Below are 22,264 nucleotides of genomic sequence, written 5' to 3' on the forward strand. Positions count from 1 at the left end.
GATGTGCCCTCATAACATTTTTTAGTATACATTCAATACTTTACGCTAAAATTGATTGTATTAAAATAGTGACATACTATAGTGAAATCCTATGAATGGGAGAGTGTATATAGTCGGTGCTGGTCCTGGAGACCCTGAGCTCATAACTATAAAGGCATTAAACATACTGAAAAGTGCAGACGTTGTGTTATATGATAGGCTAGTTCCTGAATCGATACTGACTGGTTTGAAGTGTGAGTTAATATATGTTGGTAAAGAAATAGGAGACGCATACTTACAGGAAAAGATAAATCATCTCCTTGTCGAGAAAGCTAGAGAAGGTAAAACCGTGGTTAGGTTGAAGGGAGGAGATCCTACAATTTTTGGTCGCGGAGAAGAGGAATGTATATATGTGGTGGAGAACGGGATAGAATGTGAAATAATTCCTGGAGTTACTAGTGCAATTGCAGTTCCAGAAACTGCAAAAATTCCAGTGACATCTAGATTAGCTTCGCCATCTGTGACCATTATAACCGCTACCAGATCTAATGGCGAGCTCATTACTTCTGATTATATTCCAAAAAAGGGAACTTTAGTTATATTGATGGGTATACATGTGATAGAGGAGCTATACGGAATACTGTTGTCGGTCAGAAATAAAGACGAACCTGTGGCAGTTATTGAAAAGGGAACACTGAAAGATCAACGGGTCTTTTTAGGAAAACTGGAAGAGCTGATAAAGATTGTTAAGGAAAATGAAGTAAAAGCTCCCGCAATTATAGTTATAGGAGATGTGGTTTTGTTGAGAAATAAACTTCAAAAATGTTGAAATCGAGATTTAATTATGCAAAATGATCCAGTGTGTGGGATGGAAGTTAATGAAGATACTAAATATAAATTAAGTTACAAGGGAAAGACGTACTATTTTTGTAGCCCCTTGTGTATGGCTGAATTTAAGAAAAGGCCAGAAAAATATATTCAGCATTAACAATTTCACGTAAAGTATTTAAGTCACTAAAGGTATTCAAATCTATGTATCCGCCTAAAATAGGTTATGTAATTCCAGAAAATATTGACGAAACGTTTGACTTTCTAGAGGATCATGAAGACGCTCGACCATTAGCAGGAGGTCATAGTCTCATACCGGCATTGAAATTAAGGATAATTCGTCCGTCCTATCTAGTGGAAATCCGACGTTTTAAGGAGCTAAATTATGTTAAATTTGAAGGTGGTAAGTACAGAATAGGCGCACTTACAACCCATTATGATATTTCTAAAGCTGGTGTTCCTTTACTTAGTCAGGCAGCAACTAAGATAGCAGATCCACAGGTAAGAAATATGGGAACAATAGGGGGAAGTATATCTCACCTTGACCCTGCAGCTGATTATCCAGCCTCATTAATTGCAGCAGATGCAGAGGTTAAAATTAAAAGTAAGAAGGGAGAGAGGACTGTGAGTTTTAAGGATTTTGCAAAAGATATGTTTACACCAGATTTGAATCCTGGAGAATTGGTTGTAGAAGTACAGTTACCTGATCTAAGAAATTACAAGTATTCTTATGAGAAGTTAGAGAGAAGGGCTGGGGATTTTGCCATAGTTGGCGTAGCAGTTCTACTAAAGTTAAGTGGAGATGTTGTTGACGATGTTAGAATAGGTCTAACTGCTGTAAATAATGTAGCTGTAAGAGCTAAAGAAGCTGAAGAAGAGCTTATCGGTAAGAGGCTATCTCAAGAGTTAATTGAGAAAGCCTCTAGCAGGGCAGTGGAGCGTGCAAACCCGAGCTCTGACATAAGAGGCTCAGCTGAATATAAAAAAAAGATGGTTAAAGTTATGACAAAGAGAGCAATTATAAATGCAATAGGTGGTAAGATATGATCATAGTTGATAAAGATCAGAAGGCTAAAATAACTTTAAGGATAAATGGAGAAACCCATGAAGTAGAGGTAGAACCAAGGAGATTACTAGTTCATGTTCTAAGAGAATTGGGATATACCAGTGTTCATGTTGGATGTGATACGTCTAATTGTGGTGCCTGTACTGTAATAATGAATGGTAGATCGGTGAAATCATGTACAGTCCTTGGAATAGAAGCAAATGGAAGTGAAATAACTACAGTTGAAGGTCTAAGTAAAGACGGTAAGCTTCATCCAATACAAGAAGCCTTCTGGGAAAACCATGCTTTACAATGTGGTTATTGTACTCCTGGAATGATAATGGAATCTTACTGGTTACTTAAGGAGAAACCTAATCCTACAGAAGAAGAGATAAGGGAAGGTATATCTGGTAATTTATGCAGGTGTACAGGCTATCAGAACATCATAAAGGCAATTAAGGACGCTGCAGCAAGGTTAAATCAGCAGGCGTATCAACGTCTATAAGCACTTCTCTTCCACACTCAACCTCGCATATATTCTCCTTTTTTAACTCTCCTAAAATCATGCGAGCTCCGACATCTCCATGTAAATTCATTATTTTCTCATAGAGCACCCTACTAAGTAGAACTGGATTCCCTCTAGATCCTTTATGAACAGGAATTACGGCATAACAGTTTTCCTTGAATTCAGATATTATTTTTTTAACAGTATTTTCCGTAATGAGTGGCATATCACCTAGTAGTACTAAGACTCCGTCGAAATTGGAAAAGAATCTCACACCGAGCCTAATTGATGACGATATCCCTTCTCTCCAATTAGGGTTATAAATTACAATTTCATCTAACAATACCTCCAGGAGTTCCCTGTAATATTTACCCACTATGACTACTCTATCGAGAAACTTTACCGAGTTAATGGTCTTTAGTATTAATGGTGTATTATCAATTGTTGCTAATAATTTATTTCCTCCAAATCTCTTTCCCTCTCCTGCGGCTAGGATGATAGCACCGATTTTCATATATACTAGTATTTAGTATATCATTCTTATGAAGTTTGAAGGCGAACTTCAAGTTCCATTCTCATCAGATAAGCTATGGGGTTTTATTACAGACGTAGAAAAAGTAGCATCTTGCTTTCCTGGTCTAAAAAGCATTACAAAGACCGGTGAAAACACGTATGCAGTGGTAGGGACAGCTGGCATAGGTTTTATTAAGGGTGAGTATAAGGCTAACGTACAACTATCGAATATAGATCAGAGTTCAAAAAGCCTGAATTTAGTTGCAAAAGGTACTGGACTTAATAGTAACCTGGATATCACAGCATTAGTACAGCTTTTAGAATCTCCTGTAAGGCTAAAGTACTCTGCTGACGTAAAAGTTAGCGGAGTGCTAGCATCAATAGGAGCTAGGCTAATGGATTCAGCAGTAAATAAGCTACTTAACGACCTTTTCGAATGTATAAAACTGAAGGCAGCAAACTAAGGATCTTCAATCAAGTAAATCAATTACTATCCCAAGTCCTCTTGTTCTACCCTCTCTGAATACAAATATTTGATCTTTTTCTATATATTCTGGTCTATATAAGAAGGATAATGTGACTTCTGCAGCATCACCGCTCCTCAAATATTTAGTAGAAATGTTTTCAAATCTAATCGCTTGTCGTATTGTATATAAATGTAGTGTCGCAACATAACCCTCTTTTATCGTTGTGGGATGGTGCAACACCATAACTTTAGCCTTAAACTTCCTTGAAGATCTGACTTTACTATTATGATTAGTGAGAACCATGCCTTTTCTAAGTATATCCTTATCCAGTCCCTGTATGGCGAATGTTGCTATGGTTCCAGAAGATACCTTGTCCACGAATATTTTGTTCACTTGAATACTCTTCACTTTAACTTCCTTAAAGTCTCCTAGCCTCGTCGGACCTATGTAGTAATTTCTATTCGTGGTAATCATTCCTCTTACAACAGATCCCAATACTACTGTACCTACTCCTGATACGTTATATATTTCATCTATATATACAAGTGGCTCTTCATTTTCATCCCTCTTATCGATCTTTTTGGGTGGCAACATGTTTAAGAACTTCATAAGTAGGTCAAGTCCTTCTCCTGTTACATTAGAAACTTTAAAAATAGGTACTACTCTTTTAGTTTTCATTGCTAGTATAGAATTTAATAAATCTTCCTCATTCTCTACTTCTATTACCAATCTATTTATTCCGGGTATCTTTAGGATGTTTCTGATATCATTCACTATTCCATTAGTCTTCTCTTTGCTATATTTATCGACCTTTGTGACTACTATAAAAATGGGAAATTTCAAAATCGAAGCTACTGCCAGATGTTCTTTTCCCATTGCAGATAGTCCGTCATCAGCACCTACAACGAGCATAACATAATCGACCTCATATCCTAAAAGTCCTTTCAGTGTAGTTCTCAAATATCTTTCATGTCCTCCTAGATCTATAAGCCTTATTATTTTGGAACTTTTGAGAGTTATCTCAGCCTCATCCAAAGGATCCCTCAAGGTCCAATTTATTATATTACCATTACTATCGAGACCTAACAGTCTTAGTGTTACTGAAGAAGTCCGCCCAGAGAGAATTTCATGCATATGACGTGCTATTAAAGCTCTTAGGGTACCATTTCCATCATCCAGTTTCCCTAGGATTAGTGCACCTGTGAGTGTGCTCTTACCTGCATTTACATGTCCCATTACAGCTATGTTAACTTGAACTGGCATTCTCTCTTTGAATATCCTAATTAACAGTTCCGCAATGAATTTCCTGCTTTTTACTTCAACTATCCTTTTATGAACGATCTTAGCGTTTATTGTAGACGCTATTTTCTCTATTGTAGCTATACTTTTGTCTAACTGATCCCTTTCGATACCTATAATCTCTCCATTGTCTCCTACACCTATTATATAGAATGCTTCTCCTCCACCTTCCTCTAATCTATATTTCATTTGAGTTGCTAGACTCTGTAGTCTTGTTTCGTCATCATTTAGTATTAACAGTTTGTATTCTATCTTTCCAGTTTCACTCTCCTTAGGATATTTCATTTCACCACTATTTCCAAATAATTATTTTTTCTTGGGCGTTATATTTTTACATGTGACTTCAGATCTTAAACTATTATACGAAGGCAAGCACATATGCCCTGTATGTTCCAATAACTCAATGTGGATAAGACAATACTCATATGAAGCTCCAAAGGCTGGAGTATTATTGCTCATGGTCTTTGAGTGCGAGAGTTGTGGATACAGAATTAGAGATGTAAAACCATTTGAGGAGGGTAAGCCTATTAAGATTATATTAAAGGTAGAAAATGAAGAAGATTTAAGGTCTATTCTATACCGTTCACCTTATGCAAATGTAATAATTCCGGAACTGGGAGTGGAGGCTCTATCTAAAGAAGCATATCAAGGCGTAATAACTACAGTTGAAGGATTACTTGAAATATTGCTTGACAATATGGGGGAATTATGTGAAAATAACGGTTGTCAAGATATTGAAAAGGCTAAAAAAGGTGAGCTTCCTTTCACTCTAATTATAGAAGATCAAAGTGGGCTAAGCTACGTGGAATCTAAAAAAGCTAGTGTCACTCAACTTTAATTTCAGTACCCTTCTCTTCCTTACCTTTAAGTTTCTTGAGTACTACTTGGAGTACGCCATTATTATATGAGGCTTTTGCACTTTTATCATCAACTTCAGTGGGTAGATCTATTTCTTTATAGTATTTTCTATCTTCTCCGCTGGCTTGTATAATTAGTTTCTTTCCTCCTTCTATTATTTTTACCTTTATATTATTCTTGTCAACTCCTGGTAGCTCCGCTATAACTCTAACTTCTTCGCCTCTCTCTATAACATCAATTAATGGTTCCCTTTCTTCACTTATAAGTGGTTTTCCTTTATACGACTTCACATTTCCGAATTGCTCTATTATTGGTTTTCCATCAGGACCTACAGTTACTCTAAATCCGTAAATATAAGGTCCAAATCTCTTTCCTCCTTCTTCAGGTCCATATCTTTCAAATTCCCTCTCAAATCTTTCAAATTCTTCCTCAATCTCTTTTATTAGTTCATCAAAAAGGTCAAATGGATCTCTATATCTTCTTGACATTCGTTGGTCACCGGTAAGATTTTTGCATTCAAAAATAAAAAATCAACTATCCTTAACTTGAACCAATTCTATTAAAACCCCAATTGTACTTTTAGGATGAATGAATGCAACCAAATGTCCTCTAGCACCTACCCTTGGTGTCTTATCTACTAGCTGAATACCTAGGATATTTAATTCGCTGAGAGACTGTTTTATGTCACTTACTTTTATGGCTAAATGATGAAGTCCTGGACCTCTGTTTTTTAAAAATTTAACAACTGTGTTAGTTTCATCATCATGATTTATTGGTTCCATTAACTCTATGGTAGTCTCTCCGCTACTTCCAGCTAGAAAAACTACTTTTATACCCCTGTCTGGTAGTGTTTCTCTATGCACAACTCTAAATCCAAGCTTATTTGTGTAGAGGTCTATTGAATTATCTAGATTTTCTACTGCTATACCGATATGGTCTATTGCATCTGTTATCATTAAGTATATTTTTTCTATTTAGTTTATAAGTTTGATTAAAAAGAAAGGATTTTAAACTGTTTAAGCAAATATATATCAGATGACAATGGACACTGACGATAAGATTTTGGAGAAATCAAAGGAATGGGAAGAGAAAGTCCTTAAGCCATGGATTAGTAAGAGACCAGAAAGGAAGAACAATTTTCTCACGCCATCTGGTATATTAGTTAAAAGACTCTACACTCCTTTAGATCAGAAGGGGGACTATCTAAGTAAACTAGGCTTTCCAGGAGAGTATCCATATACCCGCGGTATATATCCTAACATGTATAGAGGAAGACTGTGGACTATAAGGCAATATGCTGGATACGGTTCTGCTGAAGATACAAATTATAGGTTTAGAAAGCTTCTGGAAGCTGGTCAAACAGGATTAAGCATGGCTTTTGACTTGCCAACTCAGTTAGGTCTTGACCCCGATCACAAGTTAGCTTTTACCGAAGTAGGAGTTGTTGGTGTATCTCTTTTTCATTGGAAGGAAATGGATTTGGTAATGTCGGATATACCTATTCAGAAAGTGACCACATCGATGACTATAAACGCTACGGCAATTGAATTACTTTCCATGTATATAGCCACTGCTGAGTCACGTGGTATATCTACCTCAGAGTTAGATGGTACTGTGCAAAATGATATATTAAAAGAATACATAGCTAGAAAAAATTACATTTATCCACCAGAATTTGGAATAAGATATGCAGTTGATCTAATTGAGTATTCATCTAAAAACATCCCAAATTGGCATCCAATTAGCATCAGTGGTTATCACATACGAGAGGCTGGAGCTGATGCGATCCTAGAGGTGGCTTTTACCCTAGCTGACGGTATTGAGTATGTCAGGAAAACCATTGAGAGAGGTATATCAGTTGACGATTTTGCACCTAAATTATCCTTCTTCTTTGCAGCTTACACCAACATATTTGAGGAAATAGCAAAATTTAGGGCGGCGAGAAGAATGTGGGCAAAGATTATGAAAGAAATGTTCAATGCTAAAAAGCCTGAGTCGATGATGCTTAGGTTTCATACCCAAACTGGTGGGGCTGAACTTACTGCTCAACAACCTGAAATAAATATCATAAGAACTACGTTACAAGCTTTAGCTGCAATATTAGGTGGTACTCAAAGTCTTCATGTAAATTCTTATGATGAAGCATTAGGTTTACCTACTGAGAAAGCAGCTAAAATAGCCATCAGGGTTCAACAGGTTATTGCCCATGAAAGTGGAGCTACTGATACAATAGACCCAATTGCAGGTTCGTACTATGTTGAGTGGTTAACTGACGAGATTGAGGAACATGCTTGGAAAATTCTTTATGACATTGAAAGAATGGGCGGAATGATGAAAGCAATAGAGGTAGGATATCCACAGGCACAGATTGCAGAGAGTTCGTACAGGATTCAAAAGAGATTAGAGCAAAATGATTTGGTGAGGGTGGGCGTAAACATGTATTATGAGCCTGACTGGATAGGCACAACAGAGGTTTTTAAGGTTAATCCGTTGGTTAGGGATAGGATATTGCAAAGGCTTGCAAAATACAAAAAGGAGAGAGATAACTCTAAGGTCGAGGGTTCCCTTTCAAGATTAAGAAATGCTGCAGACAAGGAGAACGTAAATATATTTCCTTATATTCTCGATGCAATAAAATCAGGAGCTACTGTGGGAGAAGTGAGCTCAGTTTTGAGAGAATTATGGGGTGAATATAAAGAACCTTCTTTATTTTAATCTTGTTTTTGTACCTTTAATTTCTTCAATATTTCCAAAAATCTCTCTTTTTTCTCAACTTCAACTTCATTATTTTCTCTAACTATCTCCCACTTATCCCATGGAAATATGATCCATTTATCAATTATCTTATAGTAATAATCTGGATATTTTCTTGACCAAGGTTTAACAAACAATGTGGCTGTTCTTACAACTAATGGATTAAACATTGCAATAATGTTACCTGCAAAATCTAATGTTTCTCCGGTATCTGATACGTCGTCTATTACTAATACCTTCTTAGCCTCTACGTCGTTCACATAAATAGCTCTTACTATAGGTTTATTCTCTCTATCCTTTACTCCCTTATAAAACCTAATATCTACGTACTTCAGATTCTTTATCCCCAGAGCATCTGATATGAGTTTTGCTGGTATCACGCCTCCGGTTAAAATACTCACTATCATATCAGGAACAAAATTATCGTCTAACATTTTTTCAGCTATCGTTAGCACGCCTTCTTCTATCTCATTCCAACTCGGCACATAGTATTCAACCATTCCAGATCACCAAGGGTACTTTCATCTCATTAAGTGATAAGCCTCCGTGATGACCTTTAAGTTTATTGTATTCGTTTCCCTCTTCCTTAAATAGGTATACATACGCATTGGAGTCGGTAGGAACAGCTATATAGTCCGCATAAGAGGTATTACCACCTATTAATTTTTCAAACTCATTTCTACCAAAAACTTCAAGGTTGGGATATTTTGTTTTTAGATACGTCTTTAGATCATATCTACTGTGTAAGAACACAGCCCTAGAGTCTCCATAAGGAACAACATCTAGAAGTTTTAATAACTCTGAATCGTGGTTAAGGGCAATATGTTCATTAACCTGAACATGTCCGTGATCTGCTGTAATCACAAAAGTGTAATCCTTGAATCTCTCAGCCAGTTTCATTAGACCGTTATAAAGATCTCGTATACATTCTTTTACTACTGGGTGGTTTGGACCATGTTTATGTGCCAAACTATCAACATCAGGAATGTAGATATATACGAAATCATACTCTTTCATCTGAAGGATATTTGAAGCTTCTGTGAAAGCGTCCCAATAATTTATATAAGTCTTCGTGATGTTCGTCCTACCGTGTGTTAACTTAGTAAACTGTGTATTTTCTAATCCCTTAGGAGTCACTTCTGCTGTCTTTTTGTCTCTAACTTCTTTTAGATAATTTTTTACATCCGGGAACGCTTTCTCATATTCGATACCTTCCTCTGAAATAATGTCCCTAGTATCCACTAAAGGGTAAGTGTACTTGAGAGTGTTGATTATTCCTCCAAGTCTTTTTGAGTAAGTGGTATAACCTAATATACCATGCTCAGCTGGTAATTGAGCAGTAAATAAGGTGGTTAAAGTTGTAGCAGTAGTTGAAGGAAAAACTGTTGTTATAGTTCTGTCTACAGTAAAGCCTGCATCACTTAGCATTGTGTAACCAAGACCATCCAGGAGTGTTAAAGCAATCCTCCTACCGCTTATCTCTAGTTTCTTGCCTTTGCATTCCCTATTTACTCCTAAAAAATCAGCAATCGCACAGGCTAAATTATAAACGCTATTTGAGTAGTAATCAGGATATACAAATTCCATACCAATAAAGTTTTATTTAAGTTAATAAGAAGAGATGGTATGATTTTAGATCTTATTGTGTATGCAGCAACGGCTAGTGCTAACGGAAATCCTGAATCTTATAGTAGTTTAGTTTCAATGCTAGTTTATGTCGGTATCGGTCTGTCTGCAATAGGAGCTGTCTTAGCTTTAATATTTAGGTTAAGAAAAACTTAGTAATGTATGACGTTGTAATCATAGGCGGAGGACATAATGGTTTAGTTACCGCCTCCTATTTAGCTAAATATGGTCTTAAGGTAGCAGTATTTGAGAGAAGGAATATTATAGGTGGTGCTGCAGCTACTGAAGAACTATGGCCAGGTATAAGGGTCTCGACTGGTTCTTATGTTTTGAGTCTATTAAGGAAGAAAATCATTAAAGATCTAGAGTTAGAACGATATGGACTGAAAGTCTATCTGAAAGATCCTGGTTTATTTGTACCATTTGAAAACGGAAAGAGTATAACAATATGGCTAAGCTTAAAGAGAACAATGAAAGAAATAGAAAAATTTTCTAAGAAAGATTCTATAAATTATGAGAAGTTTGTTAAACTCTTAGATAATATGAGTGAAATTATAGATCTTGTAATGCTCAGTCCACCTCCTGAAATAACAGAAATAGAAGAGCTGCTCAAGCTTGTGAAGTCATTTAACATCAACGAAAATGATGCCTTAACCCTAGCCAGAATGTTTTTCCAAGATGGAAAGTCTTTCTTGGATGAGTTTTTCGAAAGTGAGGAGTTGAAAGCTGCTCTTATCGAAGATGCTGTTGTAGGTACTTTTGCATCTCCTTCAACCCCAGGAACAGCATATGTCCTTCTGCATCATAATATAGGGGAAGTTAATGGTATAAAGGGGGCATGGGGATATGTTGAAGGAGGAATGGGAGCTATAAGTAAAGCCATAGCAAAATACGCAATAGATCATGGAGTCGAAATTTACATGAACTCTCAGGTCGATAAAATACTTGTTAAGGATGGTGTTGCAACTGGCATTGAGCTGAAAGATGGTAAAATTATTAATTCTAAGATTGTGGTCTCTAATGCCGATCCTAAAACCACTTTTCTTAAACTACTAAGGGATGCTGAATTGGACGAAGATTTTCTGCGTAAGATAAAGGCGCTAAAATCAACGGGAGTCTCGTTCAAGATAAACGGGTACACAGAAGAGCTTCCAGATTATGGATCTGGAAAGGACTTTAAACCTATACATGTTGCGTCTCAATTGATTATGCCGTCCATTGACTATATCGAAAAAGCATATACTGATGCAAGATCTATAGGCTATTCCAAAAGACCATGGCTATCCCTTAACATTCCTTCAACCTTAGACCCAACATTAGCTCCATCTGGAAAATATGTCTTTAACATATTTGGGCAATACATTGTTTATGGTTACGACGATGAAGCTAAAAAACAGGAACTATTGCAGAATGTCTTAGATTCTCTGAGAGAATTTGCACCTAACTTTAAGCCTATACAACTGGAGTTTTTAACACCTAAGGACATAGAAGCCAGATTCGGTATGATGGGTGGGAATATATTTCATTTGGACATGACACCTGACCAATTATATGTTTTTAGACCTGCTATAGGTTACTCCAGATATAAGACGCCAATAAAGAACCTATACCTTTGTGGCTCTGGTACTCATCCAGGTGGCGGTGTAACTGGAGCTCCTGGCTATAATTCTGCGGTTCAGATTCTCAAGGACACTGGTGTATTACAATGACTTAAATATCGGGAAATAGATATTCAGATTAGTTATGACCATTGATGAAGTACCGATAATCATATCACTCTTGGGGGTAATCATATTTATAGTAGTTATCTTATCCCTGTTGTTTAAAAAACAGACACAAAAATTCATTGTTTCAGATAAAGCGACACAAATTCAACAAAAAAATCAACGTAAAAATGATATCCTTGATAGGATTAATTGGGAAATGATAGGTGGATATGAGGATGTTAAGAAGGAAATTAAGGAGTACATAGAATTCCCATTAAAGTATAAGGAGTTATCAAGGAAATATGGTATTAAACCTCCAAAAGGTATTCTATTATTTGGACCACCAGGGTGTGGAAAAACACTAATGATGAGAGCATTAGCAAATGAAGCTAAAATTAACTTCATTTATGTGAACGTCAGCGATATTATGAGTAAATGGTATGGTGAAAGCGAGGCTAGACTTAGAGAACTTTTCGCAAATGCAAGAAAGAATTCCCCATGTATACTTTTCTTTGATGAAATTGATACAATAGGGGTTAGAAGAGAAAGTCATACGGGAGATTCTGTTACTCCTAGACTACTATCCCTCATGTTATCTGAAATAGACGGTTTGCAAGGGAATGATGGTATAATTTTAGTAGGTTCCACAAACATACCCCATTTATTAGATAAAGCCCTATTGAGAGCAGGAAGATTCGATAAATTGATTTACATAGGGTTACCTGACAAGAGATCAAGAAGAGAAATACTGGAAATACATTGTAAAGCTAAACCATTAGAGAGCGATGTAGATTTTGATAAACTCGCTGAAATGACTGAGAGGTTTACTGGTGCAGATTTGGCTAACTTATGCCAGGAAGTAGCAAGAAGGGCAGCAATAGAAGCCTTAGAAAGAAATGTAGAGAGAAAAATAAGTATGCAAGATTTTAACGATGTTATAAAGAGATATAAGCCCAGCGTAACACTTCAAATGTTGGAAGAATATGAAAAGTTTAGGTTAGATTATGAGAGGAAGTTCAGGGGTCCAGAAATCACAAGTTCTGATAATGAAAAAATAACCTTAGATGACATAGGTGGGTATAATTCAATAAAGAAGGAGTTATATGAGCTATTAGAAATACAACTTCGTTATTCCAAACTGATGGAGCAAATGAAGATACCCCCAATAAGGGGAATTCTATTACATGGTCCACCAGGTGTAGGGAAGACTATGATGGCAAAAGCATTGTCTAAGACACTAGGTGTTAAGTTTATAATGATTAGTGGGGCAGAGATCCTATACAAGGGATATGAAGGTGCAGTTAGTACAATCAAAGAAGTCTTCAATAGGGCAAGGGAGAATAAGCCTGCTATTGTTTTACTGGATGAGATAGATGCAATAGCACCTAGAAGAGAAAATCAGAAAACCGACTCCTCTAAGGTGGTAAATCAGTTGCTAACAGAAATGGATGGTATAAGGAGCTTAAAGGAGGTAGTGGTTATTGCAACGACAAACAGAATGGAGGATGTAGATCCTGCACTAAAAAGACCGGGTAGATTTGATAGAATAGTGTACATGCCTCTGCCTAATTCTGAGGAGAGGGAAGATATTCTCCAAAAGTATATTGGACTTGAGGAGTGTAAAATGGTTAAATGTGATCAAATTGCAAAAGTCACTGAAGGCTATAGCGGTGCTGATCTTGCAGCTATAGCTAGAGAGGCTAAGTTAAAGGTTCTAAGGGAGATAATAAGAGGAAATGTGGATAGAAAGTTGAGTTATGAGGATTTAATTGAGGCAGCTAGTAAAATTAAACCGTCTGTAAAGCAAGAGAGAAAGATCTTAGAAGACTTTCGTCAAGACTTATAACTAAATCTTTTACAACACTTACTTCCGTCAAACTACTTTTAATTTTTCTTAAACCTATGTCGTATGGAATTACCCCTAATCTGGAACAGAAGTTAGATGAGGCTGCAATATCCACATTTCTCAGTTTTCCCCTTATATCAAAAAACATTGTTGCCCTGCCTGTACACACTAATATCATATCTAAGGATGCACTTCCTAAACTTCTTATTTTATAACCCTGACCAATCTTCTCAAAAAATAATTTCAGATTAGGTAGCTTTGACCTGGAGAAATAGGCTAATAATAGTATTTTTTCAGGCTTTTTTATCTCTGCTATCTTTACGCCATTTACGTAAGCGCTTCCTTCATCGTAGGAAAATGTGTAAGGAGTGAAAATACTGCTTACAGCACCTACATTTGAACTGAGTATATCTTCTTCGTCCCTATTGTATATAGCAATAGATACTGAAGACCATGGTATTCCTGATACAAAATTTGTACTTCCATCCAGTGGATCTACAATTGCAATGTAATCGTAATTTTTCCCATAACTGTCAATTACACCTGATTCTTCTGTAACTATGAGTATATTATATCCTAGACTTTTTAACCTGTCCACAATAAAGTCTTCAGATCTCTTATCTATAATTCTAGTCACGTCATTACCATGTACATTAATTACTCTGTCGACGTCCTTGTTTTCTCTCTCTTCATATATATATTTAGAAGCTTCGCTAGCTACCTTCTCTACATCTTCTCTTTTCATTTTTTCTTCTTCCTCTGGTTTAGATAATTAAATGCTGCATGAGCAGCAACTGCACCCTGAGCTGTCGCGGTAATAATTTGTCTAAAGCCAAGCCACATTCCCGTACAATCTCCTGCTGCAAATACTCCCTCTACGTTAGTTCTCATCCACTCGTCGACTTTAATATATCCGTTGTTATCTACTTCTATTCCATGTGCTCTGGCGAAATCGGTAGGTGGTTCAAAACCTATTTCCACGAATATACCATTAGTTTGTATCTCTCTAGTCTCTCCAGTGTTTATATTCTGTATTACAACTGATTTTACTAATTTCTCTCCCTTAATTTCCTTTACTACGGAGTTTAGAATTATTTCGACGTTCGGTTTTTTCTTAACCAATTCAACATAAATAGGTTGTGCTTTAAATTGATCTCTCCTATGGACTAGATAAACCTTATTGGAGTATCTTGAAAGTATTTCAGCGCCCTCAAGCGCAGAATCTCCTCCACCCACGATTACCGTAGTCCTGTTTTTAAACAACGGTGCGTCACATATTGAGCAATAAGACACTCCTCTGCCTGCAAATTCATTTTCTCCAGGTACATTTAATTTTCTTCTTTTGACTCCTATTGCTAAAATTAAAGTATCTGCTTTATATTCTCCTTTTCTCTTTGTCTTAACCACGAATTCGTCTCCTTCTCTCTTAAAACCCTCCACGATATCTAAAAGTACTGGTACCTCGTATTTCTCAATATGTTTGTTGAATACTTTTATCATATCTTGCGCGTTTATTCCTATCAAGCCTAGATAATCGTCTACCTCACCAGCTTCTGTCAATTGTCCACCTGGAGTTTCTCCTATAACAAGTGTTTTTAACATAAATCTAGCAGCATATAATGCAGCGCTATAAGCAGCAGGTCCTAAACCTATAATTATGGTATCGTACTTTTCGCCTTCTTTAACGTTAAATACCTTTGGTAATAGACTCATATGTATAATCTACTTCTAATGAATTTTAAGTTTTCCTAGATTTGATTTTTATTCTACCTGGCAAGATTAAGAATCAATGCGAGTATTATTGATAACCGCTAAATTAGCCTATAACAATGTAAAAGCAGTATCCTCCTCATTAGGTGTAGACACGGATATACTAATGCTCAATTATCCAATAGCTTCACTAATGACAGTTGATTATATAGTAGAAAATTTAAAGAGTCTTAAGCTGGGCAAATACGACTACATAATAATTCCTGGGCTGGTAAATGGAGATGCTAAAAAAATAGAGGAAGTTACAGGTATAAAGACCTATAAGGGAACTGAGGACATAAACGATTTACCACTTATGATTCAAGCTTTAAAAAATGGTCTTAGCTTTTCCACAACTATCCCAGCGGACAAATTAATCAGCATAGAGAGAGAAAAAGAGGTGTCTTTGGAATTAAGGAGATTAGAAGAGAACGGTGATTACGCATTTGAGGTAAATGGACTAAAGATTCCCAGAAGACCGCCACCATTTAGGATATTTCTTGAGATCGATGGGACGAAATCCCTGGAGTTGTTGGAAAACGAGATAGAGAGGGTGGATAAACTAGTGGATGTCATAGTTATCGGGTTCCCGTCTGGTCATGAGGATATAAGTGAAGTAAAAAATAAGGTAAGTAAGCTTTCGTCTATGAAGCTTACTGCGATTGATTCTGGCTCCCCTAAAGAGTTAATAGAGGGAGTAAAGGCTGGAGCAAGTTTTGTATTCAATCTAAATGAAGAAAATATATCTGATCTCTTAGACATCAAGAGGGATGCGGTATTTATTGTAGCTCCCTTTAGCGTGGAAAATAAAGCTACTACAACATTGAAAATTAGAGATAAGGCAAAGCAACTAGGATTTGATAAGTTAATCCTTGATCCTATCCTTTCACCTCCCATAACTGGATTAGTGGAAAGTCTATGCGAATATAAAACGGTAAGAGAAAACTCCAATGAGCCTATGCTCATGGGCTTACTTAATGTTACAGAACTTATAGATGCTGATAGTGTTGGAATAAATGGGATTTTAACATCAATTGCAGGAGAGTTAGGTGTCGCTAATCTTCTAACGATGGAGAGAGGAAAAACTAGAGGGTCTTCGTATGAAATTAACACTGCTACTAAGATGATATCTATAGCACTTAACAAACGTAAAAATCCTAAAGACTTGGGGTTAGATTTACTAATTTTAAAGGACAAGAAAAAAATATCTACAAGTTTGAATGAGAATTCTGGGGAAATCATTAGGGTTTATGAATATTTAGAACCAAAGAATATGGATAAAGGATATGTAAAGATAGATAAGAATGATGAAGAGATAGTACTAACCTATTACGGCAAAGAAAAATTCAGCGTAGTCGGAACTAGTGGCTTAAGTATAGGAAGAAAATTTATTGAAAAAGCTAATGTCAACACTGAGCACGCCTTATACATAGGCTATGAGCTAGCTAAAGCGGAGATAGCCTTGAACTTAGGTAAAAATTATATTCAGGATAAACCCTTATTTAAACATGCTTATATCAATGCCTACAGTAATAAAAAGAAACACTGACAATTATGTTGTATATATTGCGGTCATTCCCCCTTTAATTACTCATGGGGAGATTATTCAAAAACTAAGTAGTTCAATGGATATTCAGGATGCATGTAGGGGTTATTCTAAAGCAATGTGTTATTGTATGGTATATGGTGGTATTGTTGTTGAGTTCGAGAACGGGGAATTTACTCACATTACAGTTGAGGGTTTTGTTAGCAATGGTAGTAATGGGGATGTATTTACTTTGAATAAGTTTTTGCAGAATCCATACTCATGCTACGCCTTTAACGAGGATGTATTATGTTTCTCGTTATCTAAACCATTTGGTTCCTCTAGGTTTATAGATAATATTGGTTTAAGATATATTATTGATTAGGGGTATTCTATTAGTGCGTAGCTATTTTCTCCCTCGTAAATCTTTACTCTTACCTTGAATTTTTTCTCTAATTTTTCATAAATATCTTTAGCAATTTCTGAGCCAATGTATTCCACTGTGGGGAAATCTTCCTCTATGATCTTGTATTCCACTTTAAAAGGTCCCTTTAACTCTATCTTCCTAGCATCTCTAGAGGGGATAATGAGTTTATGATCCCATTCCCTAATTACTTCATGAATTATTTTGGTCAGAATCATAAAGTCTATTACAAATCCTGAATTTTTATCTACATCCTGTCCTTCAATCTCTACTGATAGTTTATATGTATGCCCATGAATTTGATCATTACCTTTCGATGAAAGTGTGTAATGCGCAGAGTCGAATGAAAAGCCTTCAACTCCTATTACTACTTTCATTTAAGACCCTCCTAATGTTTTTATTAAAATGTTCCCATAAAGATTCACTTAAATATCTGATCTCGTCGCATAAAGATATTATGTTCTTATCTTTCTTTATACTATCTATGACCTGAGATAGTGAAATAATTTCTTGAAACTTTCCTGTTGCTAAAACTTTATCTTCAAATTTTAGTGAATCATGACCAATAATATAATCTTTACCATTTTCTATAGAATTATATATTGAATAAGTTAGTTCTTCTATGTTAACATTAAAGCTATTTACCTTATCATGTATCTCCCTTTCCAATGTGTCAATCTTCTCTTCAATTAAGGACTTGAGGGAATCCAATATTTCAATCTGTTCTTTAAAAGATTCTATGTTCAGAAGATTACTGTATTTGGAGTTTTTAATGCACTCAGTCCCGCAAGGTATATCTATTTCTACTATTTTTAACTTCTCTTTTGGTTGAGCATTAAGATAGTCGCTAATTATATTATTCATATGTAATAATAAGTCATGCAAGTAATAAGTATGAACTCACTCTTAAGTCTGGTTAGAGATTTTTGTTCAAGTATAATTGACCATTATGGAAAGGATGTCAAAGGCATACTTATTGCGGGAGACGCATTAGAAAAGATGGATGAGGATTTAGAGATTTACATTATAGTGGTGATAAGTAAATTGAGAAGAGTGTCGTTTTTGGCTAGGCAAGAGATAATAGAGTATTTTATAAACAAGTTGAAAAATAATCCACTATATAAAGAGTATATACTATCTTATGGTCATAGACCATTGATCTACTCAATACTGGTTGATCCTGATGAGCTAGACTATAATATGCCGATAGTATTGTATGCTATGACAAGAGGTAAGATATTATTAGATACAGATAATAAGATAAAGAATTTACTTCCTGAAAAAATTAGTATAATTGGAAAGAGTGTAATGAAAGTTGAAGACATAGATAAGGGTAAGGTGGTTGATCTATGAACAACAGTTCGTTAGCATCGGAATTTCTTACCAGGTCATTTAGGGATCTATCAGATTGTAAGAAGGCTTTTGAAGAAGGAGATTTACTAGGTTCTCTGAGACGAATGTACGAATTAGTAGAAAATATTAGCTTTAGCATGTTAGTATTATATGGCTTTTACTACAAAGGATCTCATAAGGCTCAATTTCTTGAGCTCTTAAGAGGTAAAGCCAGTGAAAAGGAGAATAAACTAATTGATGAGTTAGAATTGTTGGAGCAAAGACTTTATGCCCTCCTCTTGGTAGAAGAGTCCTCACTGAAAATGTACTCCATATTAGCAAGAAACATAGATGTAAAGGCGCTCATTAAAAAAGTTGAAGATTTATTTGAGCTAGCTAATACAGTTTTTGATGAGTTCCATAGTTGATCTTGACAACGCAACATGTAGTAGTGATATAATAGAGGCACTAGGATATTACTCAATGGATATAATCTACAGAATAAGCAGAAAAAACCCGTATTTCAAATCGGTTATGGAAAAGTATAAGATCGAGATAATAAGAGAAGAGGGGAATAAAATATACTTCAGAATACGTTCTATTGGTTAAACTTTTACTCTATGTTGAGAAGGATCTTCGGTTTTAGCGAAAGAGATGATTATGTCTCAGCAAGTATACTAAATATCATGATTAACAGTGATGACTATATCGAGGAACTAAATAGCTTAATAAGAGGTAGAAAAGTTGCTGTGGTCGGAGCAGGACCAAACTTAGAAGAAGTCACAGAGATTGAGGAAGATGTTATTATTAGTGCTGATGGTGCCACAAACTATCTAGTGAGTAAAGGCATAACTCCTGATATAGTAGTCACAGACTTAGACGGCATTACAGTGTTCCCTGATTCTCTATATGTGGTTTTAGCTCACGGTGACAACATAAAACTGTTATATAAAGCCAAAAGGATGAAAAGACTAATTGGCACCTGTCAAGTTATGCCCTTTGGAAGACTAAGGTTATTCGGGGGATTTACTGATGGTGATAGAGCAGTAGTCTTAGCCAAGCTTTTCAACGCAAAATCTGTTACTCTATACGGTATGGACTTCGATTCAGGTATTGTAGGAAAGTATTCTAAACCCTACTATAAAAACAATATATATTCTAGTTGGGTTAAACAAAAAAAATTAAAAATAGCTAAGTGGATAATCGAAAAATTTTTAAGTAAAGATTTTTAAGTTCTCAGTTAACTTTATTGTGGGATGTCTATTCTCGGTTAATTCGAAAAAAGTCAGGATATTTGATACAACTCTAAGAGATGGAGAGCAAGCTCCAGGAATAGACTTGACAGTTGATCAAAAAATAAGGGTCGCAAAGAGATTAGCTGAGCTAGGAGTTGATGTCATAGAGGCTGGTTTTCCAGCATCTTCTGACGGAGAATTTGAAGCAACTAAAAAAATCTTATCTGAGATAGGAGATCAAGTAGAAGTAACTGGGTTATCAAGGTCTGTAAAACAGGATATAGATAGAACGATTGATACAGGGTTATCAAGTATTCATATCTTCATAGCTACATCAGATATCCATCTGAAATATAAATTAAAAATGACAAGAGAAGAGGTCTTAAATAGAATTTATGAGTCAGTGAGATATGCTAAGGATCACGGATTAATAGTTGAATATTCACCTGAAGACGCGACTAGAAGTGATGAAGAGTTCTTATTGAAGGCAGTTAAAACGGCAATAGATGCTGGAGCGGATAGGATTAACATTCCAGATACAGTAGGTGTAATGCACCCCTTCAAGTTTTATGATCTGATAAGTAAGATAGTTAAGGTAACTGGAGATAAGATAGTCAGTGTTCATTGCCATAACGATTTCGGTTTGGCTACTGCGAATTCTATAGCAGGTGTTATGGCTGGAGCTCGGCAAGTCCATGTTACAGTAAACGGAATTGGTGAAAGAGCGGGAAATGCCTCGTTGGAAGAAGTCGTAATGTCACTGAAGAAACTCTTAGGTTATGATGTGGGCGTAAGAACTTACTTGCTATACGAAGTGAGCAGATATGTTGCAGAGCTTACAGGTGTTCCAGTGCCTTACTTTAAGGCTATAGTAGGTGAGAACGCATTTGGACATGAGGCAGGAATACATGTTCATGGAGTTATTGAAAATCCTATGACATATGAGCCAATCTCCCCAGAAGAGGTAGGGAACTTCAGAAGGATCGCATTAGGGAAGCATAGTGGGATACATGGATTGAAGAGATTACTGGAGGAACAAGGGATATTTCTAGACGATACTCAATTGAGAGAGGTTCTAAAAGAGATAAAAAGTTTAGCAGAAGCTGGTAACAAAGTAACATCAGCTGATGCCAAAGCGATAGCTATTAAAGTAATTAATAAAAAGATAACCGCATGATTAGATTTTTCTTACACTCATGTTTTCTTATAGATAAGTTAATTCTAATAGATCCACACGATGGTGCAAGTATTGGTCTACCTAAACCTGAGACTAAAGCCCCTTTAGTACTTATTACTCATGATCATTATGATCACAATGCATATGAGATAATACCTCACGAGACAGTTAAGCTAAAGGAGTATGGAGAATTTACGTTCAGAAACTATACTATAAAAGGGTTCAGAGCTTATCACGATAAAGAAAAAGGCAGGAGAAGAGGAGAAACTGCGATATATAAAATTATAACTCCAAACGGTAACTCCATAGTTCATTTGGGAGATATTGGTCATGTACCAGAGAATATTGAGGAAATAAAGAATTCAGATGTTTTATTATTACCAGTAGGAGGCGTCATAACTGTAAATGCTAAGGAGGCTACCGACATAGTCAACATTTTACGTCCTAGAATTGTTATCCCTATGCACTATTGGGTTAAGGGTCATTACATGCCTCTTAATCCTCTAGAGGAATTTCTTGGGATCATTAAGGATAGCAGAAAAATAGTGGAACTAGACGAAAAAGAATTTGACGAAAATACCTTACAAGAAAACACTGTAATTATCTTTAAAGTTTGACTTTTTCTACCCTGGCAACCGGCACTGTCTCCTTGCTTATCTCATCCCTAACTAGTTTTTCAATTGCTTTCCTTATTGCTTCTGATCTGTTTAAACCTGTTTTTATTGCATATCTGTCCAACAATTCTAACAAATCTTCTTCCACCTTAAATGTAACTACTCTCATCTTTGTTATCCCGATATTATACTTCTCATTTGTATGGTTTAAGTATTTTCTGGAGTGGTATTTCAGTCTCTTATTTTAAAGAGGAATCTATTATGATGAAGATTAATATATTCCCTTTCATATATTTTTATCATGAGGAGAATACATATTGCCCACTATACACTTATCACTACCGGAATGGATATATGAGGAGCTTAAGAGGAAAGCTGATGATATGGGTGTGCAGATTACTGACCTTGTAAAATTCTTTATAAAGATGGGTATAGAGGGATCTTTTGAGGGTAAACAGGGTGAAGAAGAAGAGAAGAAAGATGATAAGTATGCTAAACTAGAGGAAAATATCATTTATTTAGAAGCGAGAATGGCACAGCTGGAAACTTTAGTGGGCGAGCTGATCAAAAAATTTGAAGAAGAGGATGAAGAAGAGGAAGTGGAAATTATAAATAGGGATATTAAGAAATAATTATATTGGGCCTGCGTGAAATGTCCTCGTGTTCCGAGGGCTTATGAGCGCAGGAGGGTCCTAATTTTAGGAAAAATTTGATTATTATAATAATGATGTTACAGGGACGAACTGAAAAACTATATTATGATGACTTGATTCCTCGTACTG

Annotated in this window: 30 protein-coding genes; 19 read left to right on the forward strand and 11 right to left on the reverse strand. The window is 35.9% G+C overall.

What is annotated here, in order from left to right:
- Positions 1–91 precede the first annotated feature (91 nt).
- Genes cobA through cutC form a run of 4 tightly spaced genes read left to right on the forward strand, consistent with a single transcriptional unit; the run spans position 92 to position 2,357 of the window.
- Positions 92–808 carry a uroporphyrinogen-III C-methyltransferase gene (gene cobA, locus SACI_RS04370; RefSeq protein WP_011277779.1) on the forward strand — a complete coding sequence of 239 codons (717 nt, stop codon included), beginning with the start codon at positions 92–94 and terminating at the stop codon, positions 806–808.
- 15 nt (positions 809–823) lie between these two features.
- Entirely contained in the window at positions 824–967 is a 144-nt protein-coding gene (locus SACI_RS11615) for a YHS domain-containing protein (protein ID WP_011277780.1), read from the forward strand.
- A 44-nt stretch (positions 968–1,011) separates the two neighbouring features.
- Positions 1,012–1,854 carry a glyceraldehyde dehydrogenase subunit beta gene (gene cutB / locus SACI_RS04375; protein ID WP_011277781.1) on the forward strand — a complete coding sequence of 281 codons (843 nt, stop codon included), beginning with the start codon at positions 1,012–1,014 and terminating at the stop codon, positions 1,852–1,854.
- Positions 1,851–2,357 carry a glyceraldehyde dehydrogenase subunit gamma gene (gene cutC, locus SACI_RS04380; protein ID WP_011277782.1) on the forward strand — a complete coding sequence of 169 codons (507 nt, stop codon included), beginning with the start codon at positions 1,851–1,853 and terminating at the stop codon, positions 2,355–2,357. Before cutB ends, cutC begins: the two co-directional genes overlap by 4 nt.
- On the opposite strand, the gene SACI_RS04385 is transcribed toward cutC, so the two are convergent.
- A complete protein-coding gene (locus SACI_RS04385; RefSeq protein ID WP_011277783.1) occupies positions 2,308–2,871 on the reverse strand; it encodes a nucleotidyltransferase family protein in 564 nt (187 codons plus the stop codon). The genes cutC and SACI_RS04385 overlap by 50 nt on opposite strands.
- Positions 2,872–2,899: 28 nt before the next feature.
- Here SACI_RS04385 and SACI_RS04390 point away from each other — a divergent pair, with 28 nt between their 5' ends.
- Positions 2,900–3,334: a CoxG family protein gene (locus SACI_RS04390; RefSeq protein ID WP_011277784.1), complete on the forward strand. Its 435-nt coding sequence runs from the start codon at positions 2,900–2,902 to the stop codon at positions 3,332–3,334.
- Positions 3,335–3,340: 6 nt separating this feature from the next.
- On the opposite strand, the gene SACI_RS04395 is transcribed toward SACI_RS04390, so the two are convergent.
- On the reverse strand, positions 3,341–4,921 hold the full coding sequence (locus SACI_RS04395; RefSeq protein ID WP_011277785.1) for a GTPBP1 family GTP-binding protein: 1,581 nt from the start codon (positions 4,919–4,921) through the stop codon (positions 3,341–3,343).
- A gap of 52 nt (positions 4,922–4,973) precedes the next feature.
- Between SACI_RS04395 and SACI_RS04400 the strand changes: the two genes are divergently transcribed.
- Positions 4,974–5,474 (forward strand): ZPR1 zinc finger domain-containing protein, encoded by a 501-nt coding sequence (locus tag SACI_RS04400; RefSeq protein ID WP_011277786.1) that lies wholly within the window; start codon positions 4,974–4,976, stop codon positions 5,472–5,474.
- Here SACI_RS04400 and hsp20 read toward each other — a convergent pair.
- Positions 5,461–5,982 carry an archaeal heat shock protein Hsp20 gene (hsp20, locus tag SACI_RS04405; RefSeq protein ID WP_011277787.1) on the reverse strand — a complete coding sequence of 174 codons (522 nt, stop codon included), beginning with the start codon at positions 5,980–5,982 and terminating at the stop codon, positions 5,461–5,463. The genes SACI_RS04400 and hsp20 overlap by 14 nt on opposite strands.
- A gap of 42 nt (positions 5,983–6,024) precedes the next feature.
- Positions 6,025–6,450, reverse strand: a complete 426-nt coding sequence (mce, locus tag SACI_RS04410; protein WP_011277788.1) for a methylmalonyl-CoA epimerase — start codon at positions 6,448–6,450, stop codon at positions 6,025–6,027.
- 85 nt (positions 6,451–6,535) lie between these two features.
- On the opposite strand from mce, the gene SACI_RS04415 reads away from it, so the two are divergent.
- A complete protein-coding gene (locus SACI_RS04415) occupies positions 6,536–8,209 on the forward strand; it encodes an acyl-CoA mutase large subunit family protein (RefSeq protein WP_015385519.1) in 1,674 nt (557 codons plus the stop codon).
- Here the strand turns inward: SACI_RS04415 and SACI_RS04420 are convergent.
- Both SACI_RS04420 and SACI_RS04425 read right to left on the reverse strand, forming a co-directional pair.
- Positions 8,206–8,748: a phosphoribosyltransferase gene (locus SACI_RS04420; RefSeq protein WP_015385520.1), complete on the reverse strand. Its 543-nt coding sequence runs from the start codon at positions 8,746–8,748 to the stop codon at positions 8,206–8,208. The two genes, SACI_RS04415 and SACI_RS04420, sit on opposite strands and share 4 nt — an antisense overlap.
- Positions 8,741–9,835 (reverse strand): alkaline phosphatase family protein, encoded by a 1,095-nt coding sequence (locus SACI_RS04425; RefSeq protein WP_011277791.1) that lies wholly within the window; start codon positions 9,833–9,835, stop codon positions 8,741–8,743. The genes SACI_RS04420 and SACI_RS04425 overlap by 8 nt, the downstream gene beginning before the upstream one ends.
- A 39-nt stretch (positions 9,836–9,874) precedes the next feature.
- On the opposite strand from SACI_RS04425, the gene SACI_RS12040 reads away from it, so the two are divergent.
- Genes SACI_RS12040 through SACI_RS04435 form a run of 3 tightly spaced genes read left to right on the forward strand, consistent with a single transcriptional unit; the run spans position 9,875 to position 13,426 of the window.
- Positions 9,875–10,030, forward strand: coding sequence for a hypothetical protein (locus SACI_RS12040; RefSeq protein ID WP_011277792.1), 156 nt, complete (start codon positions 9,875–9,877; stop codon positions 10,028–10,030).
- Between the two features lie 2 nt (positions 10,031–10,032).
- Positions 10,033–11,583, forward strand: a complete 1,551-nt coding sequence (locus tag SACI_RS04430; protein WP_015385521.1) for a phytoene desaturase family protein — start codon at positions 10,033–10,035, stop codon at positions 11,581–11,583.
- Between the two features lie 34 nt (positions 11,584–11,617).
- Positions 11,618–13,426, forward strand: a complete 1,809-nt coding sequence (locus SACI_RS04435) for an AAA family ATPase (RefSeq protein WP_011277793.1) — start codon at positions 11,618–11,620, stop codon at positions 13,424–13,426.
- Here SACI_RS04435 and SACI_RS04440 read toward each other — a convergent pair.
- Together SACI_RS04440 and trxB are read right to left on the reverse strand one after the other, a co-directional pair.
- Complete coding sequence (locus SACI_RS04440; RefSeq protein ID WP_011277794.1) at positions 13,368–14,171, reverse strand: inositol monophosphatase family protein; 804 nt, start codon at positions 14,169–14,171, stop codon at positions 13,368–13,370. The genes SACI_RS04435 and SACI_RS04440 overlap by 59 nt on opposite strands.
- Positions 14,168–15,139: a thioredoxin-disulfide reductase gene (gene trxB, locus SACI_RS04445; protein ID WP_011277795.1), complete on the reverse strand. Its 972-nt coding sequence runs from the start codon at positions 15,137–15,139 to the stop codon at positions 14,168–14,170. Before trxB ends, SACI_RS04440 begins: the two co-directional genes overlap by 4 nt.
- Before the next feature lie 76 nt (positions 15,140–15,215).
- Here trxB and SACI_RS04450 point away from each other — a divergent pair, with 76 nt between their 5' ends.
- Both SACI_RS04450 and SACI_RS04455 read left to right on the forward strand, forming a co-directional pair.
- A complete protein-coding gene (locus SACI_RS04450) occupies positions 15,216–16,724 on the forward strand; it encodes a dihydropteroate synthase-like protein (protein WP_011277796.1) in 1,509 nt (502 codons plus the stop codon).
- A complete protein-coding gene (locus SACI_RS04455; protein ID WP_011277797.1) occupies positions 16,696–17,085 on the forward strand; it encodes a hypothetical protein in 390 nt (129 codons plus the stop codon). Before SACI_RS04450 ends, SACI_RS04455 begins: the two co-directional genes overlap by 29 nt.
- Here the strand turns inward: SACI_RS04455 and SACI_RS04460 are convergent.
- Both SACI_RS04460 and SACI_RS04465 read right to left on the reverse strand, forming a co-directional pair.
- Positions 17,082–17,501 (reverse strand): 6-pyruvoyl trahydropterin synthase family protein, encoded by a 420-nt coding sequence (locus SACI_RS04460; protein ID WP_011277798.1) that lies wholly within the window; start codon positions 17,499–17,501, stop codon positions 17,082–17,084. The two genes, SACI_RS04455 and SACI_RS04460, sit on opposite strands and share 4 nt — an antisense overlap.
- A complete protein-coding gene (locus SACI_RS04465; RefSeq protein WP_011277799.1) occupies positions 17,479–17,988 on the reverse strand; it encodes a hypothetical protein in 510 nt (169 codons plus the stop codon). The genes SACI_RS04460 and SACI_RS04465 overlap by 23 nt, the downstream gene beginning before the upstream one ends.
- A 15-nt stretch (positions 17,989–18,003) precedes the next feature.
- On the opposite strand from SACI_RS04465, the gene SACI_RS04470 reads away from it, so the two are divergent.
- From SACI_RS04470 to SACI_RS04495, 6 genes are read left to right on the forward strand one after another with little or no spacing between them, the layout of a single operon-like run.
- Positions 18,004–18,477, forward strand: a complete 474-nt coding sequence (locus SACI_RS04470; protein WP_011277800.1) for a hypothetical protein — start codon at positions 18,004–18,006, stop codon at positions 18,475–18,477.
- On the forward strand, positions 18,474–18,884 hold the full coding sequence (locus SACI_RS04475; RefSeq protein WP_011277801.1) for a hypothetical protein: 411 nt from the start codon (positions 18,474–18,476) through the stop codon (positions 18,882–18,884). The genes SACI_RS04470 and SACI_RS04475 overlap by 4 nt, the downstream gene beginning before the upstream one ends.
- Positions 18,868–19,065: a hypothetical protein gene (locus SACI_RS04480; RefSeq protein WP_011277802.1), complete on the forward strand. Its 198-nt coding sequence runs from the start codon at positions 18,868–18,870 to the stop codon at positions 19,063–19,065. The genes SACI_RS04475 and SACI_RS04480 overlap by 17 nt, the downstream gene beginning before the upstream one ends.
- 11 nt (positions 19,066–19,076) lie before the next feature.
- Positions 19,077–19,688, forward strand: a complete 612-nt coding sequence (locus tag SACI_RS04485) for a 6-hydroxymethylpterin diphosphokinase MptE-like protein (RefSeq protein WP_011277803.1) — start codon at positions 19,077–19,079, stop codon at positions 19,686–19,688.
- A 19-nt stretch (positions 19,689–19,707) separates the two neighbouring features.
- Positions 19,708–20,868 carry an isopropylmalate synthase gene (locus SACI_RS04490; protein ID WP_011277804.1) on the forward strand — a complete coding sequence of 387 codons (1,161 nt, stop codon included), beginning with the start codon at positions 19,708–19,710 and terminating at the stop codon, positions 20,866–20,868.
- Entirely contained in the window at positions 20,865–21,485 is a 621-nt protein-coding gene (locus tag SACI_RS04495; RefSeq protein ID WP_011277805.1) for an MBL fold metallo-hydrolase, read from the forward strand. Before SACI_RS04490 ends, SACI_RS04495 begins: the two co-directional genes overlap by 4 nt.
- Here SACI_RS04495 and SACI_RS04500 read toward each other — a convergent pair.
- The gene (locus tag SACI_RS04500; RefSeq protein ID WP_011277806.1) at positions 21,475–21,651 is read right to left on the reverse strand and encodes a ribbon-helix-helix protein, CopG family; all 177 of its coding nucleotides are present in this window, start codon (positions 21,649–21,651) and stop codon (positions 21,475–21,477) included. The genes SACI_RS04495 and SACI_RS04500 overlap by 11 nt on opposite strands.
- A 148-nt stretch (positions 21,652–21,799) precedes the next feature.
- Between SACI_RS04500 and SACI_RS04505 the strand changes: the two genes are divergently transcribed.
- Entirely contained in the window at positions 21,800–22,114 is a 315-nt protein-coding gene (locus tag SACI_RS04505; RefSeq protein ID WP_011277807.1) for a hypothetical protein, read from the forward strand.
- The last annotated feature ends 150 nt before the right edge of the window (positions 22,115–22,264 follow it).

This window comes from Sulfolobus acidocaldarius DSM 639, from assembly GCF_000012285.1.
Classification (GTDB): domain Archaea; phylum Thermoproteota; class Thermoprotei_A; order Sulfolobales; family Sulfolobaceae; genus Sulfolobus; species Sulfolobus acidocaldarius.

Bases quoted from the DNA above. Each gene is read 5' to 3' on its own strand.
- cobA (WP_011277779.1), top strand. From the start codon at position 92: ATGAATGGGAGAGTGTATATAGTCGGTGCTGGTCCTGGAGACCCTGAG.
- SACI_RS11615 (WP_011277780.1), top strand. From the start codon at position 824: ATGCAAAATGATCCAGTGTGTGGGATGGAAGTTAATGAAGATACTAAA.
- cutB (WP_011277781.1), top strand. From the start codon at position 1,012: ATGTATCCGCCTAAAATAGGTTATGTAATTCCAGAAAATATTGACGAA.
- cutC (WP_011277782.1), top strand. From the start codon at position 1,851: ATGATCATAGTTGATAAAGATCAGAAGGCTAAAATAACTTTAAGGATA.
- SACI_RS04385 (WP_011277783.1), bottom strand. From the start codon at position 2,871: ATGAAAATCGGTGCTATCATCCTAGCCGCAGGAGAGGGAAAGAGATTT.
- SACI_RS04390 (WP_011277784.1), top strand. From the start codon at position 2,900: ATGAAGTTTGAAGGCGAACTTCAAGTTCCATTCTCATCAGATAAGCTA.
- SACI_RS04395 (WP_011277785.1), bottom strand. From the start codon at position 4,921: ATGAAATATCCTAAGGAGAGTGAAACTGGAAAGATAGAATACAAACTG.
- hsp20 (WP_011277787.1), bottom strand. From the start codon at position 5,982: ATGTCAAGAAGATATAGAGATCCATTTGACCTTTTTGATGAACTAATA.
- mce (WP_011277788.1), bottom strand. From the start codon at position 6,450: ATGATAACAGATGCAATAGACCATATCGGTATAGCAGTAGAAAATCTA.
- SACI_RS04415 (WP_015385519.1), top strand. From the start codon at position 6,536: ATGGACACTGACGATAAGATTTTGGAGAAATCAAAGGAATGGGAAGAG.
- SACI_RS04420 (WP_015385520.1), bottom strand. From the start codon at position 8,748: ATGGTTGAATACTATGTGCCGAGTTGGAATGAGATAGAAGAAGGCGTG.
- SACI_RS04425 (WP_011277791.1), bottom strand. From the start codon at position 9,835: ATGGAATTTGTATATCCTGATTACTACTCAAATAGCGTTTATAATTTA.
- SACI_RS12040 (WP_011277792.1), top strand. From the start codon at position 9,875: ATGATTTTAGATCTTATTGTGTATGCAGCAACGGCTAGTGCTAACGGA.
- SACI_RS04430 (WP_015385521.1), top strand. From the start codon at position 10,033: ATGTATGACGTTGTAATCATAGGCGGAGGACATAATGGTTTAGTTACC.
- SACI_RS04435 (WP_011277793.1), top strand. From the start codon at position 11,618: ATGACCATTGATGAAGTACCGATAATCATATCACTCTTGGGGGTAATC.
- SACI_RS04440 (WP_011277794.1), bottom strand. From the start codon at position 14,171: ATGAAAAGAGAAGATGTAGAGAAGGTAGCTAGCGAAGCTTCTAAATAT.
- trxB (WP_011277795.1), bottom strand. From the start codon at position 15,139: ATGAGTCTATTACCAAAGGTATTTAACGTTAAAGAAGGCGAAAAGTAC.
- SACI_RS04450 (WP_011277796.1), top strand. From the start codon at position 15,216: ATGCGAGTATTATTGATAACCGCTAAATTAGCCTATAACAATGTAAAA.
- SACI_RS04455 (WP_011277797.1), top strand. From the start codon at position 16,696: ATGCCTACAGTAATAAAAAGAAACACTGACAATTATGTTGTATATATT.
- SACI_RS04460 (WP_011277798.1), bottom strand. From the start codon at position 17,501: ATGAAAGTAGTAATAGGAGTTGAAGGCTTTTCATTCGACTCTGCGCAT.
- SACI_RS04465 (WP_011277799.1), bottom strand. From the start codon at position 17,988: ATGAATAATATAATTAGCGACTATCTTAATGCTCAACCAAAAGAGAAG.
- SACI_RS04470 (WP_011277800.1), top strand. From the start codon at position 18,004: ATGCAAGTAATAAGTATGAACTCACTCTTAAGTCTGGTTAGAGATTTT.
- SACI_RS04475 (WP_011277801.1), top strand. From the start codon at position 18,474: ATGAACAACAGTTCGTTAGCATCGGAATTTCTTACCAGGTCATTTAGG.
- SACI_RS04480 (WP_011277802.1), top strand. From the start codon at position 18,868: ATGAGTTCCATAGTTGATCTTGACAACGCAACATGTAGTAGTGATATA.
- SACI_RS04485 (WP_011277803.1), top strand. From the start codon at position 19,077: ATGTTGAGAAGGATCTTCGGTTTTAGCGAAAGAGATGATTATGTCTCA.
- SACI_RS04495 (WP_011277805.1), top strand. From the start codon at position 20,865: ATGATTAGATTTTTCTTACACTCATGTTTTCTTATAGATAAGTTAATT.
- SACI_RS04500 (WP_011277806.1), bottom strand. From the start codon at position 21,651: ATGAGAGTAGTTACATTTAAGGTGGAAGAAGATTTGTTAGAATTGTTG.